A 13,524-nucleotide genomic window follows, 5' to 3' on the forward strand; every position below is an offset into this window, starting at 1 on the left:
GGCTTTGGTTCAATCCTGACTGCACTTTTTATCGTGAACCGGATTACTGGATTCTCTCTAGAGAGATCAGGCGTGCATATTGTCGATTCTCTAGAGAGATCAGGCATGCATATTGTCGCCGCGACTCGTCCATGTGTGGCGGAGTGAGCTGGCAGAACACCGACCTATCCACGATGCCGTGGGTTGTAGAGCAGTCGCGCGTTGGGGCGTACGGTTGGGGTCATGATGGCTGGTGAGACAGGCATGGCCATGATCGCGGTTGGCGAACTCAATTGGGGCACGTACCAGATGTCATGTCCTCAATGCCATGCCTCCCACAGGTGGACACTCGTCCTTGAACCGTCGTCAGACGTGCGTCGAGGTGAGTTGGCGTCCGCAGTGTGCGCCGAAGGACACCGAATGGTGCATCCCCTTGTCTACCCTCAGATGGTACAAAGCCTGATCGACTGGTCCGCCGCATCCGTGACGGCGCGTCCGGCGACCCCCGGTCAGGCGTTGCAGGCCATCAAATGGCAGCCGCACGATCCTCAGTGGTCGGACTCCGGCTACTCTGACATGCCGCCCCTGGTCATATACCGCCCGTGGGAGCTCTCAACGGTCGCGACCTACTGGCGAGACAACTGGCCTGAACTCATCGAAGCGGCGGAACGATCTGGCCAACGGCCAAGCTGACTCGCCATCGCTGACGGGGACGTCTGGCCAGTCACGTCATGCCGCTCTGAGAGGCGAACCACATCCAGAAGAAAATCTCACCATTTTCGCAGGTCAGCGCCCTAGAAAAAACTTACTAGAGGCAGAGTGGTGTTGGTCACGTTGTAGATGGGTTCGTACCAGAGCGGCTGGACGGCGCAGATCGACGCGTTGTGCAGGATCACCCCGCCGCCGCGTCGCCGCATGCCGGGCACGAGGCCGCGGGCCAGGCGTACCGCCGCCATGACGTGCAGGTCCCAGTACGCCTGCCACTTCTCGTCCGGGGCCTCGAGTATGGTCTCGTTGGATCCGGCCCCGGCGTTGTTGACCAGGATGTCGGCGCCCCCGAAGCCTTCTTCGGCCGCCTCGATCAGCGTCGCCGTGCCGTCCGCGGTCGCCACGTCACACGGGACGGGCACCACCCGCACGCCGTGCGCTTCGCGGATGCCGCGCGCCGCCTCCTCCAGGCGGTCGCCGACACGGGCGGCGAGTACGAGATGCGCGCCCTCTGCCGCGAGCCCCTGTGCCACGGCCAGGCCGATCCCGGAGCTGCCACCGGTGATGACGGCGACCTTGTCCCTCAACCCGAGTTCCACCGAACCTCCCGCAGATGTCCCACACGTGACCTCCCCATCATCGGGCACCACCTGCGGCGCACCGGGTTCGCGCGCCGCAGGGGTGTCGATGTGGATTCAGTCCGCCACGAGGCGGCTCCTCTGGCCCTCGTGCTCGCGCTGCCGCCGGATGACATACGTGCCCGGCGTGCAGCCCGTTGCTCCGTGTTCGGGATGCAGCAGGTAGGCGACGGCGGAGGTCTCGAAGATGCCGATCGCCAGCCGGTCGGAGTCCATCACGTCAACCGTCCAGCGGCAGGTGCCCGGATCGGCGACGAGCGTGTGCGGGTTGCCGCCGGCCGCGCCACGCAGGAGTTCGACCCCTTCGGGCGGTACGTCCGTCCAGGTAGTCGGGTTCCATGGCCGCACGGACGACGCGACGACGGAGAGCGGGATGACGATGAGGTCGCCCTGGGCCTGGAGCCCGTCGACGACAGGGATGCGCACCGTCTGCTCGAGGTGGTCGAGCACGGCGAGTCCGGTCTGCTGGGAGAGGGAAGCGAGAGTCACAGTCATGGAGATCACCTCAGGTTCGGCGTACGAGAAGGGAGTACTGCTCGGCGGACAGCCCGTAGGTCCAGCCGGCGGCGTCGATCGGGTCGTTGAGGAACCCCGGCACGGTCAGCCCGTACCGGCGGCGGTGCCCGTCGCGTTCGACGGACCCGTTGACCGCGAGGAGCACCTTGGTCTCCTTGCGCATGTCGTACAGCCGCAGTTCCGACCCGGGGTTGCCGGGGTCCGGCGCGGCGGCGATGAGCCGCAGGCCGGCCTGTTCGATGTACGAGCTCCAGCCGATGCGCTCGATCGCGCACCGCCTGACCTCGACGTTGGCCTCCTGGGCGATCCGCTGGACGTCCGGACCCGTGATCACCCAAGGGGGCACCTGGGTGCCGTGCCAGGCGTACACGTCCCAGCCGTCCGCGTAACGCACCGCCGGGCCGTCGGCACAGTGCAGCCGGACTTCGCCGTCGTCGCTCCACGCCTCCGTGTGCAGGGTGACGGGCCGTTCGGAGATGACGCACACGCCTTCACGAGGCCACCACCAGCCGCCTGACCGGGCCGCTGCCGCCCACAGATCGAGCCTCCTGGCCCGCTCGGTCCCGAAGACCACGCCGGCCGCTCGACGGAGGGCGTCGTAATGGGCGATCCAGGAGACGCACTGCACGCCGTACCAGCCGATCATCCGGCGCTCCCGCGGGCCATGCACCGCCTGGACCGGCACGAGGAGCGAACCTTGGGTGGATCGCGCGAGCGGGCCGACCACCTCCCGGCGGATCAGCCGGTCCATCGGCTGCCATCTGACCCGGGTGTCGAGTTCGAGGCACAGCTCTCTCATCAGGGCGGAGAGCTGATGTGGCAGCGGCCATTCGGACATGTGCCGGGCGGCTTCCGAGGCCCGTAGACCCGGCGGGACGGTCTCCAGCGCCGCGAGCGGTGACGGGACCCAGCGGAAACGCGGTGGAGCGAGCCCGATCAGGTGGTAGAGCTCGGAGATGGCGGCCTCTTTGGCCGACCGGTCGGCGGGCATGGTCGACAGCGTCGAGCCCAGCCATTCTTCGCGGATTGCGGCAGCTTCCCGCTGCTCGAGAGCGCTCACCAGATGAGGGTGGCGTCGTCCTTTCCTACGATCATGGTGGAAATGGTGACAGATCTGGGTGGCGGCTGTCCAGACGCCGGTAATGCTCTCGACGTTCCGGACATGGATCAGATGACCGACGATCCAGATGAGGAGACCGGATGGGAACCGATCCCCCCGACCGGTTCGTAGAGATCTACGAACAGGCATACCGCCCCATACTCGGGTACGTCCTGCGCCGCTGCCAGGACCCCGACGACGCGGCCGACGTAGTAGCCGAGACGTTCACGATCGCCTGGCGGCGGATCGAGGAGATGCCTGAAGGAGATGAGGCCAGGCTCTGGCTGTTCGGTGTGGCCCGCCGGGTGCTGGCCAACCACCGGCGTGGGGAACGCCGCCACGAGCAGCGGACCGCGGCGCTACGCGAGCAGCTCGCGGCCTCGCCCCTGCTCGCCCACCTGCCGCAGCAGGACTTATCCGCGATAGGCAGGGTCTTGGCCGACCTGTCCGATGATGACCGGGAGCTGCTGACCCTGGTCGCCTGGGAGCACCTGGACACCGCTCAGGTGGCGCGGACGCTCGGCCTCTCGCGCAACGCCGTACGCGTACGGCTCTATCGCGCCCGTAAGCGGTTCTCGCGCGGCCTGGCCAAGGCCGGGATCGACCACCCACGTGCCATCGAGTTCCAGGAGAGTGCGCTGTGAACCTCACCGACCACGCCCGTGTCCGCGACGAGGATCTGGCGAAAGATCCTCTAGGCCAGGCGTCCGGCGCGGGGGCCCGGACGCTGATGGAGGCGATCATGACCGAGGAGCGCCCCACCGCGTCCCTCCCTTCGCCGGGATGGCGCCTGTCGCTGCGGCGGGGCCTGGTGCTGAGCGTCGCTTCCGTCATACTCGCGGCGGCCGTCGCGATCGGCGTCGGCCTGCCGTCCGACAGCCCGGCCACCCAGTACGCCAACGCGGCCATGTCCATCACCAAGGCCGACGACAACTTCAGCATCGCCATCATCGACCCCGCGGCCGATCCCCAGCGCTTTGAGGAGGCCTTCCGTGCGGTCGGGGTGGAGGCCACCGTGAAGATGGTTCCGGCGATGCCGGGCCATGTGGGCAAGCTGTACGGCCCGGCCTTTCCCCAGGGGGCGAACGCCCATTGGCGCGGAAACATGACGCTGGAGCCCATCAAACCCTGCGCATCGGCGTTCTGCGCCAAGCTCACCATGTCGGGGGGCGCCCCTGCGAGGCTCGTCTTCGGAATCGGGCGCCCCGCCGCGCCAGGCGAGCCCTACGCCGACCTTTCCCCCTCCTTGGAGGGCAGGTGGGTGGAGGCCCTGGACGGTTACAAGGTGGACGGTTACCGAGTTCACGGCAAGACGGTCGCGGCCGTACGCGCCGAAGTGGACCGGCGCGGGCTGAAGACCGTCTACGAGCTGTGGTGGAGTTACCCCAACGGCGGCTTCTTCTCTCAGTCCGTCCCCGCGGACCGGATCAAGGACGACTGGATCGTCGAGAGCTCTCGCGCGTACAGCTCCGACACCATCGAGCTCACCGTCGTCCCCGGCCACGAGGCCGGCCCCGCCCCCTCACCGTCCCCCCGCCCCCATTGGTGGGACCTGCCTACGGGCAGCTGACAGACACCCTTACCAGGTGAGGAGGAGCGCCTCGGGAGAGCGGTGGATGAGGGTGGGGGCCATCGTGATGTCGGTGTCGGCCAGGCGCAGGCCGGGAAGTTCGCGGATCAGGATTTCCAGGGATATCCGGACCTGCTCCTTGGCGAGTTGCGAGCCCGGACAACCGTGCGGGCCGTGACCGAAGGACAGGTGACGGAAGGCGTCCCGGCCGATGTCGAACTCGTCGGCCCGCACGTCGCCGTCCGCCCGCACGTCGGCGTCGCGGCCGGCTGAGGCGAAGGACACGAAGACCACGTCGCCCTCGTGCAGCTCGGTGCCGCTCAGCGTCACGGTGGTGGTGACCGTACGCCGGAAACCCTGGACCGGTGCCTCGAACCGGAGTGCCTCCTCGATGGCCGCGCCGATGAGCCGCGGCTGCTCGCAGAGCAGTTCCCACTGACGGCGATCACGCAGCAGGTTCAGCACCACGGTGCCGAGCAGCGCGGTCGTCGTCAGGTGGCCGGCCAGCAGCAGGTTCTGGACATTGGACACGATCTCCTTGCGCTGGTCGAGCGTGAGGTCGTCGGACCCGGGGGCCAGGTCGCGGACCATCTCCGTGAACAGGTCGTCGCGCGGAGCCGCCCTCCGCGCGCGAGCGTAGCCGTCGAGCAGCCGCTGCATGTCCACGATCTCTTCCGCGACCTCGACCTGCTCGGCCTCCGTCAGCTCGGTGAACACCAGCGTCTCCGCGCCCTGCGCCCCGCGAATCGCGCCAGGCGCGTCGGCGGGGTCCAGGCCGACCAGATGGCCGATCACGGCGGCGGGCAGCGGCCTGGCGTACGCGGCCATCCACTCGACCTGACCGTCGCCGGCGAAGGAGCCGATGAGCGCCTCGGCCCGCTCGGTGACGAACGGGAGCGCGGCGGCTACCTTGGCGGACGACAGCCCTCTGCTGAGGGGGCGGCGCAGGCGCCGGTGCGCGTCGCCATCGGCGCCGAGCACCGTCCGCACGCCGCCGAACCCCTGGCTCAGCACCGAGAGCGCGGCCTTGCTCGGCAGGTGGTCGGGCCGCAGCGCGCCCGCCGACGAGAACCGCTCAGGATCGCCCAGCACCTCGCGTACGTCTTCACGCCTGCTCACCAGCCAGGCGTCCAGCTCGGGTACGAAGGTAAGCCCTTGCGTCCGGCGAGCCTCGGTGTAGACGGGGTACGGGTCGCGGTAGAACGCCTGTGGGTTCACGTGCCTATGGTCGCGGGTGGGATATGCGCCGGACAAGCTTTGCCCAAAGGCTCGATACGTTGCCGTTTAGTGGGAAATTTCCTCATTAATGTCGCCTCACATGCGCTTTGTCGCTTTTGAGGTCTAGTGAGAGGATCGGCGGACGATGCCCACAGATATTGTTGTGATCCTCAATGATCAGCCGGGTGAGCTGGCCCGACTCGGCAGGGTCACCGGCGAGGCGGGCGTGAACATCCAGGGTCTCGCGGCTTTCACCGGAGAGGGCAAGGGCGTCGTACACGTGCTCGTCGATGACGAGGCCGCCATCAGATGCCGGCAGGCGTTCGAAGGCGCCGGGATGGGGATCGCCGACGAGCGCTCCGTGCTCGTGGCGGACATGGACGACCGTCCGGGCGCCCTTGGCGAGCTGACCCGGCAGCTCGCCGACGCCAACGTCAACATCGACCTCGCCTACACGACCTTCGGCGGCGTACGGATCGTCATCGCCACCGACGACATGGCGAACGCGAAGTCGGTCCTCGAAAGCAGGCGCTGATCCTTCTCGCGAGTCGCGGCGATTGACGTCGCCGATATCCATCGCTATTGTCATATTGGAAAATGACGAACAGGCGTGAATTCACCGACCGCCTGAAGACGAAGGTCAGGAGCCGGACGATGGACAGGAAGGTAGCAGCCATGATGGCCTGCTCCGCCTGCGATCCGGCCGCTTCGTCCTGTTGTCGTTGTTGTCGCGCCTGACGCGCATCTCTCCCCCGCACATCGCCCCACCGGCGGTTTCTCGCCGCGCCGTCGAATGACGTCGCACGCGCATCTTCAGCTTTCTTCCCTTTTCGAGAGAATGGATATTCTCATGCCTGAAACGCTTTCCCTTATTCAGGGATTCCGCGTTCTCTCGTGCGTCCCTGATGGCGACCCGATAAAGGACGAACGCGCCGCCACCGATCTGGTGGGCGAGGCGTGGGGGCAGCGCGCCGAGGTGATCGTCATTCCGGTCGAACGGCTCGACGACGCCTTCTTCCAACTCCGGACCCGGGTCGCGGGTGACATCATGCAGAAGTTCACGATGTACCGGCTGCTTCTGGTGATCACGGGGGACATCTCCCGGCACACGGCGGCGAGCTCGGCCTTGCGCGACTTCGTTCATGAGACGAACCAGGGTGAGCACGTCTGGTTCGTGTCCAGCCTGGAGCACCTCGACGAGCGTCTGGCCCGGCGCGCCGGCGCCTGACCGCTCGTCTGCTTGGCCGTGTGCCCGAGTGGTTCAGGGAACCGCCTGCAAAGCGGTGGACGCCGGTTCGAATCCGGTCACGGCCTCTCAACTCGCCCTTTGACCAGGGTTTATATCGAATCAGATATTGATCCCTGGCGAATAGCGCTATTAGACATCATCTGATCGGTTCTGATTTGCTCCTGCCCTCTGCTGACCAAGAGGGGCTCTGATGGCGCGTCGGGGGACGAAGATCGTACGGCTCACCGCGGCCGGGGTGGCCGCGGGTGTGCTCGTGGCGGGGATCGCGGTGCCGGCCGTGGGGGGTGCGGCGCTCGGGTTCGCGTCGGCGGTGGGCGAGGCGGAGCTCAAGCCGGTCGCCCTCATCGAGCCGCCGCCGGCCGAGGTCACGATCGTGCGGGACGCCAAGGGGGGCGAGATCGCCCGCTTCTACGAGGAGTATCGGGAGGTCGTCGGCTTCGACCAGATCGCCGAGGTCATGAAGACGGCGATCGTCTCGATCGAGGACTACCGCTTCTACGAGCACGGCGCGATCGACATCGAGGGCACCATACGAGCGCTGGCCAAGAACCTGCGGGCGGGCAAGGTGAGCCAGGGCGGGTCCAGCATCACCCAGCAGTACGTCAAGCAGGTGCTGCTCAACTCCGCCGACACCGACGCGGAACGGAACGCGGCCCTTGCGGCCAGCTATGCGCGCAAGCTGAACGAGCTGCGGTACGCCATGGGGGTCGAGGAGAAGTACACCAAAGACCAGATCCTCGGGAAATATCTGAACATCGCGTACTTCGGGGCCGGGGCCTACGGTGTCGAGGCGGCGGCCAAGCGGTTCTTCGGCGTCAAGGCCGACCGGCTCACCCTGCCACAGGCGGCGACGCTGGCGGGAGCCGTACAGGACCCGAACGCCACCGACCCGAACATCGACAGGAAGCACCGCGAGAGGCTGCTGAACCGCCGTAACGTCGTGCTGAACCGGATGGCCGAGCTGGGCAAGATCTCTCCAGCCGCGGCGGCCGCGGCGAAGGCCACCAAACTCGGCTACAAGGGCACCAAGCTCCCCGGTGGCTGCGAATCCAGCAAATATCCGTACTTCTGCCTGTATATCCGGCAGGAGATCCTCAGCAACCCCGACTTCGGCAAGACCGCCGCGGCGCGCCTGGCGATGCTCAACCGCGGCGGCCTGACGATCAGGACCACGATCGACCCCGTCATGCAGCGGGCCGCGGATCGGGCGATCAGGAAGTACGTGCACGCCTCCGACGACCCCGTCGCGGCCGAGGCCTTGGTCCAGCCGGGCACCGGAGCGATCAAGGCCATGGCCGCGAGCAGGCCGTACGGTGGCGACCGCGCCAGGAACGAGATCTCCTACAACCTCGTCGCGGACGCCGTGCACGGCGGCGGCGCCGGGTTCCAGGCCGGCTCCACGTTCAAGACCTTCACCCTGATCAGCGCGCTGAAGAACGGCATGAAGCTCGACGACGGCCTGAGCGCGGGCGCCGGATACCGGGCCCCGGGCTATTCGACGTTCAAGAACTGCAAGGGCGAGAACATCGGCGACCCCACGCACACGGTCACCAACGACGAAGGCTCCCCGGGGTGGAAGACGCTGCGGACCGGCACCTGGGCCTCGGTGAACACCTTCTTCATGGAACTCGAGCGGCGGGCCGGGCTCTGCGAGACGGTCACCACGGCCAAGTCGCTGGGCATCCACCGCGCGGACGGGCGGAAGCTGCAGGAGTACGAGACGTTCACGCTCGGCATCAACGAGATGGACCCGGTGACCGTGGCCACCGCGTACGCGGCGATAGCGGCACGCGGCAAGTACTGCGCGCCGACGGCGATCACCCGGGTCACCGACCGCGACGGCAAGGCCACCCGGTACCGGCCGAAGTGCCGTCAGGCGCTCGACCCGGCCATCGCCGACGCGACGGCCGACGTCCTGTCCGGCGTGCTCACCAAGGGCACGATGCGCGAGGTCGGAGGCATCGGGCGCGACGCGGCGGGCAAGACCGGCACCACCGACGACTACGCGTCGGCGTGGTTCGCCGGGTTCACCCCGGACCTGGCGGCGGCGGTGAGCATCGGGGACCCGCGCGGCTCCCAGGACCACAAGCTGACCGGGGTGACGATCGGCGGGCGCTACTACGGGGCGGTGGCGGGTGCCACCCTTCCCGGGCCGATCTGGAAGGACACGATGATCGGCGCGTTGACGGGTGTGCCGCCGACGTCGTTCTCCCCCATCGACGCCGCTCGATTCGAGGGGTGCTCCCAGGGTTGCCGAACCGCGCCGACGTCAACTGAAGACGACAGCACGCCTGACCCCTGAAGCGGGCGGGCGTTCGCGCGAAACCGCTGGTTGGATGTCCCGTACGCGTGTGGCGCTGATCACCTTGGATGTGCGGATTTCTCCACAGTTGATCGCTGGCCGTCTCCCTAATGTCTGTCCTGCCGGACGAACCCGGCAGCACCGACAAGGGGGAGGAACCCAATGCGTAAGACCTTTGCGATCGCGGCTCTGGCCGGCTCGATGGCCTTCACCGGTATCGCTCTCAGCCCGGCCGCCCAGGCGACCACCCAGACCACGACCACCACCGCGAGCGCGACCAACTTCACGGTGAACTGGGGCAAGTTCTTCTCCAGTGACCGCAAGGCGTACACGTTCGGCAGGACGTGGAAGAGCGGCGGCAAGGTCTTCACGACGTGGCACGGGGTGGACAACGTCGGCGGCAAGAAGGGCTGGGTGTGGTTCGAGTACTACAAGAACGGCAGCTGGCACAAGTTCAACCAGTCGTGGGACGGCGAGGTCGTCGGCCGCTGGAGCGGGCGTGGGATCAAGAAGGTGTACACGTTCACCTGCTGGGCGGGCAAGTTCGACAACTGCGGCCGCAAGTACCGCATCTACTAGACCGGGCAACGTAACGAGCGGTGACCCTGCCGCACTGGCGACTTCTCCCACACGGTCCGTCAGCACCACGGACCCGCAGGGTCCCTCTCGTGAAAATCGCGGCCAGCGGAAGTAGCTGGTAAGGGTAGAAGCATGATCTTTTTGAGGCGGACAGTGGGAGTCGCCGTACTCACCCTTCTGGCCATCCCGATCACCGCTGCCACGGCCACGCCACCGGCGGCCGCCGGCGTGCGCGAACGATCGCAGGCCGAGGGCGGGACGGCGGGCCGCCGCATGCTGGCCCGGTTGAAGGTCGCCAAGCCATTATCCATCCGTGGTTACAGCCACCAGCGGTTCCTGCCCCGGTGGGCGCACCACAAGGGTAGGTGCGACTCACGAGAGGTGGTCCTGGCCCGCGACGGGCGACGCGTACGCAAAAACGCCGCCTGCCATCCGGTCAAGGGCGTCTGGTACAGCCCGTACGACGGCAAGCGGCTGAAAAGCGAGAGACTGGCCGACGTCGACCATGTCGTGCCGTTGGCGTACGCCTGGCGCTCCGGGGCGAGCAAGTGGAGCCAGGCACGGCGCCGCGCCTTCGCCAACGACCTCACCCGCCCCGAACTGGTGGTGGTCAGCCACTCCGCCAACATCGCCAAGGGCGGCCAAGGGCCGCAGAGCTGGCGTCCGCCGCGCCGCGCCTACTGGTGCCGGTACGCGACCTCGTGGATCACCGTGAAGCATCACTACCGGCTCCTCGTGACCCGAAAGGAGAAGGTGGCCCTGCTCAACATGCTCCGCACCTGCTGAGTGGCCCATGATCAGGATTCGTCTTTGGCGGGGATCCGCTTGCCGAGGTTGATGAAGAAGAGGACCAGGCCCACGGTCAGCACGATGTGCCCCAGCCCGGCGAGGCCGGAGATCATCGCACTGGTCTGAGCGCCCAGGACGGTCTGGGTGCCGTGGATGATCATCATGAGGACCGTTAACGCCAGACCCGCGTTGTAGACCCAGAAGAACCAGTTGAAAAGCCTGCCGGCCGACAAGGTGAACAGCTTCTCCAACGCCAGCACGACGAGGAAGAAGAGCATGCCGAGCGCGAGCAGGTGCGTGTGCACCACGCCGAGCTGGGTGTCGCCCGTGAAGTCGGTCAACTTGGTGAGCTCGCGATAGTACAGACCACTGATCACGCCAATGATCATGTAGATGTGCGCCGCATGGAGGAGCTTTCTCATGGTTAATACCTTTCTGGTGGTGGCGCTTCAGGACCTGGCGTCGTTCCAGGTGGTGCTGGTGAGGAAGTAGGTGTCGTAGAGCTCCTGCACGTCAAGGAGGCTCTCCGGCGGCACCTTGCCGTACGCGATGCGCTCCAGGTGGCGGAAATACTCGAACCGCTCGACGCCCGGAGTGATAACGATGAGGATGTCGGCGTCCTCTCCCGGCGCCGCGGCGAAGGCATGGGGAAGACCGGCCGGCACGATCACGAGGTCCCCACGCTCGGCGGTGACGACCTGCTCGCCGGACAGCAACTGCGCGGTGCCGTCGAGCATGTAGAACAGCTCGGCGGAGGCGCCGTGGCGGTGCGGTTTGGCGCCGTCCGCCCCGTTCGCGAGCGTGACCCGCTGGGTCGACAGCGCGCCACCGGTCGAACTGCTGTCGGCCAGCAGCCGGATGGTGGTGGGGGCCCGGCCGATCACTTCGGCGTCCCCGGATCTGACGATGACGGACTCGTTCGCGTTGTTGCTGGGGTTGGGCAGGATGAGCGACATTTCGGCGACTCCTTCAAGGTACGAACTGTTGCTGGCGCTCGCTATGCGAGCCGGTGGTTGCCGTTAGAACTGTTGTTGGATTTCTTCGGCTCGATCGATTGCAGCGGATAGTAATTGTGAGGTAATTTTCTGTTACAGCCGGGTGTCTGACTGAGCGCCCGGTCCCCGCCCCTGTTGGTGTCCGCATCAACGGGACAGCGTCCGGCGGGGCGGTGGCCCAAGAGGCGCACTCCCTCCAGGAGCGCGCAGTCAGGCCCTGACAAAGCGGTTCTCACCCACGGTCCGTCCAGCTTGCCGGATGGACTCGGCTTCGGCTTCCACCGGATTCCTATCCGACCTCGGCCGGGTGCGAAGAGACTACGCCGATGTCCGTTTTACTGAGGTAGACACAGGGAACCGAAGACGCTCAGGCGAGGAACAGCAGGACGGCGCCGATGAGGACGACCACGGCGGTGGCGAAGTGGATGCCGAACGCCACCGCCTTGGTGCCGCCATTGCGCAGGACGATGACGCAGTCGGTGAGCGGAAGGAGGGCGACGACCAGCATGAACCAGGCCTCGGCGCGGACCCCCACGAAGAAGAGCAGGGCCAGGCCGACGAGGCCGTAGACGGCGTCGCGCTGGCCCTTGATCGTCAGGTAGACGGCGTCCCCGTCTTTCTTGGCGGGCACGCCGTAGCCGGCGGCGGCGGTCTGCGGCACCCGCAGGAACTGCAGACCGATGAAGAGGATGAACAGGTCGAGCACGACAGCGAGTCCGTAAGCGATGGGGGTGAGCACGATCCACTCCAATTTCTAGCGCCGCTAGTTGCAAGAGTGACGCTAACATAGCCGCGACAGTTGCGCTAGCGGCGCTAGAATCGCGGTCATGGGCAACCCATCGCGGAGCAGGTGGACGGGAACCGCACTTCTGGGAAGGCGTCCCCGTACGGAAACCTAGATCGACGCCAGAACGCGGTCGATCGTCGAGCGACCCGCGGGTCCCCAGGTCTTCTTGCCACCGGGGAGGCCCCGGTCCCCGGCCCGGCCGATACTGATGAGCATCAGGCCGCGCAGGATCGCCCACCCTCGTGCGCGCCGGATCATCGCCTCGTCCGTGTCGGCGTACGCGGTGAGGAATCGGGTGTCCGCTCCTGAGGGCAGGAGCAGCCACGCGGCCGCGAGGTCCGACGCCGGATCACCGGCGCAGAGGGCGCCGAAGTCGATGATGCCCGCGAGGGTGCCGTCCACAGTGACGACATTCGCCGGATGCAGATCACCGTGGACCCATGTCGACGGCCCTTGCCAATCGGGGGCCGAGACGGCGTCCTCCCAGACCTCTCGTAGGTGGTCGCCGGTGCCGTTGACGAGATGGATCCACTGTTCGAAGCCGCGGGTGAGCGCTTTGAGGGGACCTCCGTGATCCAGATCGGCGGGCGCCTCGGCCGGCGCATGCTGATGAAGCACCCGGAGGAAGCCCGCCAAGCTGTCGGCAGCGTGCTCCCCACGGGTGATGGAGGCCCGGTCGGCCGGCTCGCCGGGAACCCAGGCCGTAATGGTCCACGGCCACGGAAAGCGTTCGGACGGTTCACCGATCCGCACGATGGTCGGCACCGGAAGCGGAAGACGAGGCGTCAGGACGGGCATCCACTGATGCTCCTTGCGCACGAAAGTCGGTGCGTCCGGCGTCCGCGGCATGCGCACGGCCAACTCGTCCCCGAGACGCCACATCTGGTTGCTCCAGCCGCCGTCCACCTCACGCAAGTCCAGCCCGGCGAGGTCCGGGTGCTGCTCGCGTACCAGGGAACGGACCAGGTCCTCATCGATCTCTAAGTTGCCCATGCGCTTACTCAACCATCGACGGCCCGGCACCACGCGACTTCTACCCCCAGCTCAAGCTCGGACTTCGCGCTGGCCAGGGGCTGATTCAGACGCACTTCATCC

The 13,524-nt window shown here is 66.9% G+C and carries 15 protein-coding genes and 1 tRNA gene; 8 read left to right on the forward strand and 8 right to left on the reverse strand.

The genetic code is table 11. The features are described 5' to 3' along the window. Positions 1-773: 773 nt before the first annotated feature. The 3 genes from ACQP2T_RS60150 to ACQP2T_RS60160 all read right to left on the reverse strand — a co-directional run bounded on the left by ACQP2T_RS60150 (position 774) and on the right by ACQP2T_RS60160 (position 2,901). On the reverse strand, positions 774-1,286 hold the full coding sequence (locus ACQP2T_RS60150) for an SDR family NAD(P)-dependent oxidoreductase (RefSeq protein WP_433513580.1): 513 nt from the start codon (positions 1,284-1,286) through the stop codon (positions 774-776). Between the two features lie 96 nt (positions 1,287-1,382). Further along, complete coding sequence (locus ACQP2T_RS60155) at positions 1,383-1,820, reverse strand: hypothetical protein (protein ID WP_358550202.1); 438 nt, start codon at positions 1,818-1,820, stop codon at positions 1,383-1,385. Positions 1,821-1,830: 10 nt separating this feature from the next. Then, positions 1,831-2,901, reverse strand: a complete 1,071-nt coding sequence (locus ACQP2T_RS60160) for a DUF6745 domain-containing protein (RefSeq protein ID WP_433513581.1) — start codon at positions 2,899-2,901, stop codon at positions 1,831-1,833. Positions 2,902-3,041: 140 nt separating this feature from the next. Between ACQP2T_RS60160 and ACQP2T_RS60165 the strand changes: the two genes are divergently transcribed. Together ACQP2T_RS60165 and ACQP2T_RS60170 are read left to right on the forward strand one after the other, a co-directional pair. Next, complete coding sequence (locus ACQP2T_RS60165; RefSeq protein ID WP_433513582.1) at positions 3,042-3,584, forward strand: RNA polymerase sigma factor; 543 nt, start codon at positions 3,042-3,044, stop codon at positions 3,582-3,584. Then, positions 3,581-4,510 carry a hypothetical protein gene (locus tag ACQP2T_RS60170; protein WP_433513583.1) on the forward strand — a complete coding sequence of 310 codons (930 nt, stop codon included), beginning with the start codon at positions 3,581-3,583 and terminating at the stop codon, positions 4,508-4,510. The genes ACQP2T_RS60165 and ACQP2T_RS60170 overlap by 4 nt, the downstream gene beginning before the upstream one ends. Before the next feature lie 9 nt (positions 4,511-4,519). On the opposite strand, the gene ACQP2T_RS60175 is transcribed toward ACQP2T_RS60170, so the two are convergent. Then, positions 4,520-5,728, reverse strand: coding sequence for a cytochrome P450 (locus tag ACQP2T_RS60175; protein WP_433513584.1), 1,209 nt, complete (start codon positions 5,726-5,728; stop codon positions 4,520-4,522). Between the two features lie 163 nt (positions 5,729-5,891). On the opposite strand from ACQP2T_RS60175, the gene ACQP2T_RS60180 reads away from it, so the two are divergent. From ACQP2T_RS60180 to ACQP2T_RS60205, 6 genes are all read left to right on the forward strand, one after another. Beyond that, entirely contained in the window at positions 5,892-6,263 is a 372-nt protein-coding gene (locus tag ACQP2T_RS60180; RefSeq protein WP_433513585.1) for a hypothetical protein, read from the forward strand. A gap of 315 nt (positions 6,264-6,578) precedes the next feature. Beyond that, on the forward strand, positions 6,579-6,956 hold the full coding sequence (locus tag ACQP2T_RS60185; protein ID WP_433513586.1) for a DUF4180 domain-containing protein: 378 nt from the start codon (positions 6,579-6,581) through the stop codon (positions 6,954-6,956). 14 nt (positions 6,957-6,970) lie between these two features. Then, positions 6,971-7,042 (forward strand) — tRNA-Cys (locus ACQP2T_RS60190). A gap of 125 nt (positions 7,043-7,167) precedes the next feature. Further along, positions 7,168-9,279, forward strand: coding sequence for a transglycosylase domain-containing protein (locus ACQP2T_RS60195; protein ID WP_433513587.1), 2,112 nt, complete (start codon positions 7,168-7,170; stop codon positions 9,277-9,279). 162 nt (positions 9,280-9,441) lie between these two features. After that, positions 9,442-9,858 carry a hypothetical protein gene (locus tag ACQP2T_RS60200; RefSeq protein ID WP_433513588.1) on the forward strand — a complete coding sequence of 139 codons (417 nt, stop codon included), beginning with the start codon at positions 9,442-9,444 and terminating at the stop codon, positions 9,856-9,858. A 132-nt stretch (positions 9,859-9,990) separates the two neighbouring features. Further along, entirely contained in the window at positions 9,991-10,644 is a 654-nt protein-coding gene (locus ACQP2T_RS60205; RefSeq protein ID WP_433513589.1) for an HNH endonuclease family protein, read from the forward strand. An 11-nt stretch (positions 10,645-10,655) separates the two neighbouring features. Here ACQP2T_RS60205 and ACQP2T_RS60210 read toward each other — a convergent pair whose 3' ends face one another. From ACQP2T_RS60210 to ACQP2T_RS60225, 4 genes are all read right to left on the reverse strand, one after another. Continuing rightward, positions 10,656-11,069, reverse strand: a complete 414-nt coding sequence (locus ACQP2T_RS60210; protein ID WP_433513590.1) for a DUF2871 domain-containing protein — start codon at positions 11,067-11,069, stop codon at positions 10,656-10,658. A 27-nt stretch (positions 11,070-11,096) separates the two neighbouring features. Then, positions 11,097-11,603 carry a cupin domain-containing protein gene (locus ACQP2T_RS60215; protein ID WP_433513591.1) on the reverse strand — a complete coding sequence of 169 codons (507 nt, stop codon included), beginning with the start codon at positions 11,601-11,603 and terminating at the stop codon, positions 11,097-11,099. Positions 11,604-12,009: 406 nt separating this feature from the next. After that, on the reverse strand, positions 12,010-12,381 hold the full coding sequence (locus ACQP2T_RS60220) for a DUF4267 domain-containing protein (protein WP_433513592.1): 372 nt from the start codon (positions 12,379-12,381) through the stop codon (positions 12,010-12,012). 156 nt (positions 12,382-12,537) lie between these two features. Beyond that, complete coding sequence (locus tag ACQP2T_RS60225) at positions 12,538-13,455, reverse strand: aminoglycoside phosphotransferase family protein (RefSeq protein ID WP_433513593.1); 918 nt, start codon at positions 13,453-13,455, stop codon at positions 12,538-12,540. Positions 13,456-13,524 lie beyond the last annotated feature (69 nt).

It is taken from the genome of Nonomuraea sp. CA-143628 (assembly GCF_050942315.1).
In the GTDB taxonomy this organism is placed as follows: domain Bacteria; phylum Actinomycetota; class Actinomycetes; order Streptosporangiales; family Streptosporangiaceae; genus Nonomuraea.

Bases quoted from the DNA above. Each gene is read 5' to 3' on its own strand.
- ACQP2T_RS60155 (WP_358550202.1), bottom strand. From the start codon at position 1,820: ATGACTGTGACTCTCGCTTCCCTCTCCCAGCAGACCGGACTCGCCGTG.
- ACQP2T_RS60165 (WP_433513582.1), top strand. From the start codon at position 3,042: ATGGGAACCGATCCCCCCGACCGGTTCGTAGAGATCTACGAACAGGCA.
- ACQP2T_RS60185 (WP_433513586.1), top strand. From the start codon at position 6,579: ATGCCTGAAACGCTTTCCCTTATTCAGGGATTCCGCGTTCTCTCGTGC.
- ACQP2T_RS60195 (WP_433513587.1), top strand. From the start codon at position 7,168: ATGGCGCGTCGGGGGACGAAGATCGTACGGCTCACCGCGGCCGGGGTG.
- ACQP2T_RS60200 (WP_433513588.1), top strand. From the start codon at position 9,442: ATGCGTAAGACCTTTGCGATCGCGGCTCTGGCCGGCTCGATGGCCTTC.
- ACQP2T_RS60205 (WP_433513589.1), top strand. From the start codon at position 9,991: ATGATCTTTTTGAGGCGGACAGTGGGAGTCGCCGTACTCACCCTTCTG.
- ACQP2T_RS60210 (WP_433513590.1), bottom strand. From the start codon at position 11,069: ATGAGAAAGCTCCTCCATGCGGCGCACATCTACATGATCATTGGCGTG.
- ACQP2T_RS60215 (WP_433513591.1), bottom strand. From the start codon at position 11,603: ATGTCGCTCATCCTGCCCAACCCCAGCAACAACGCGAACGAGTCCGTC.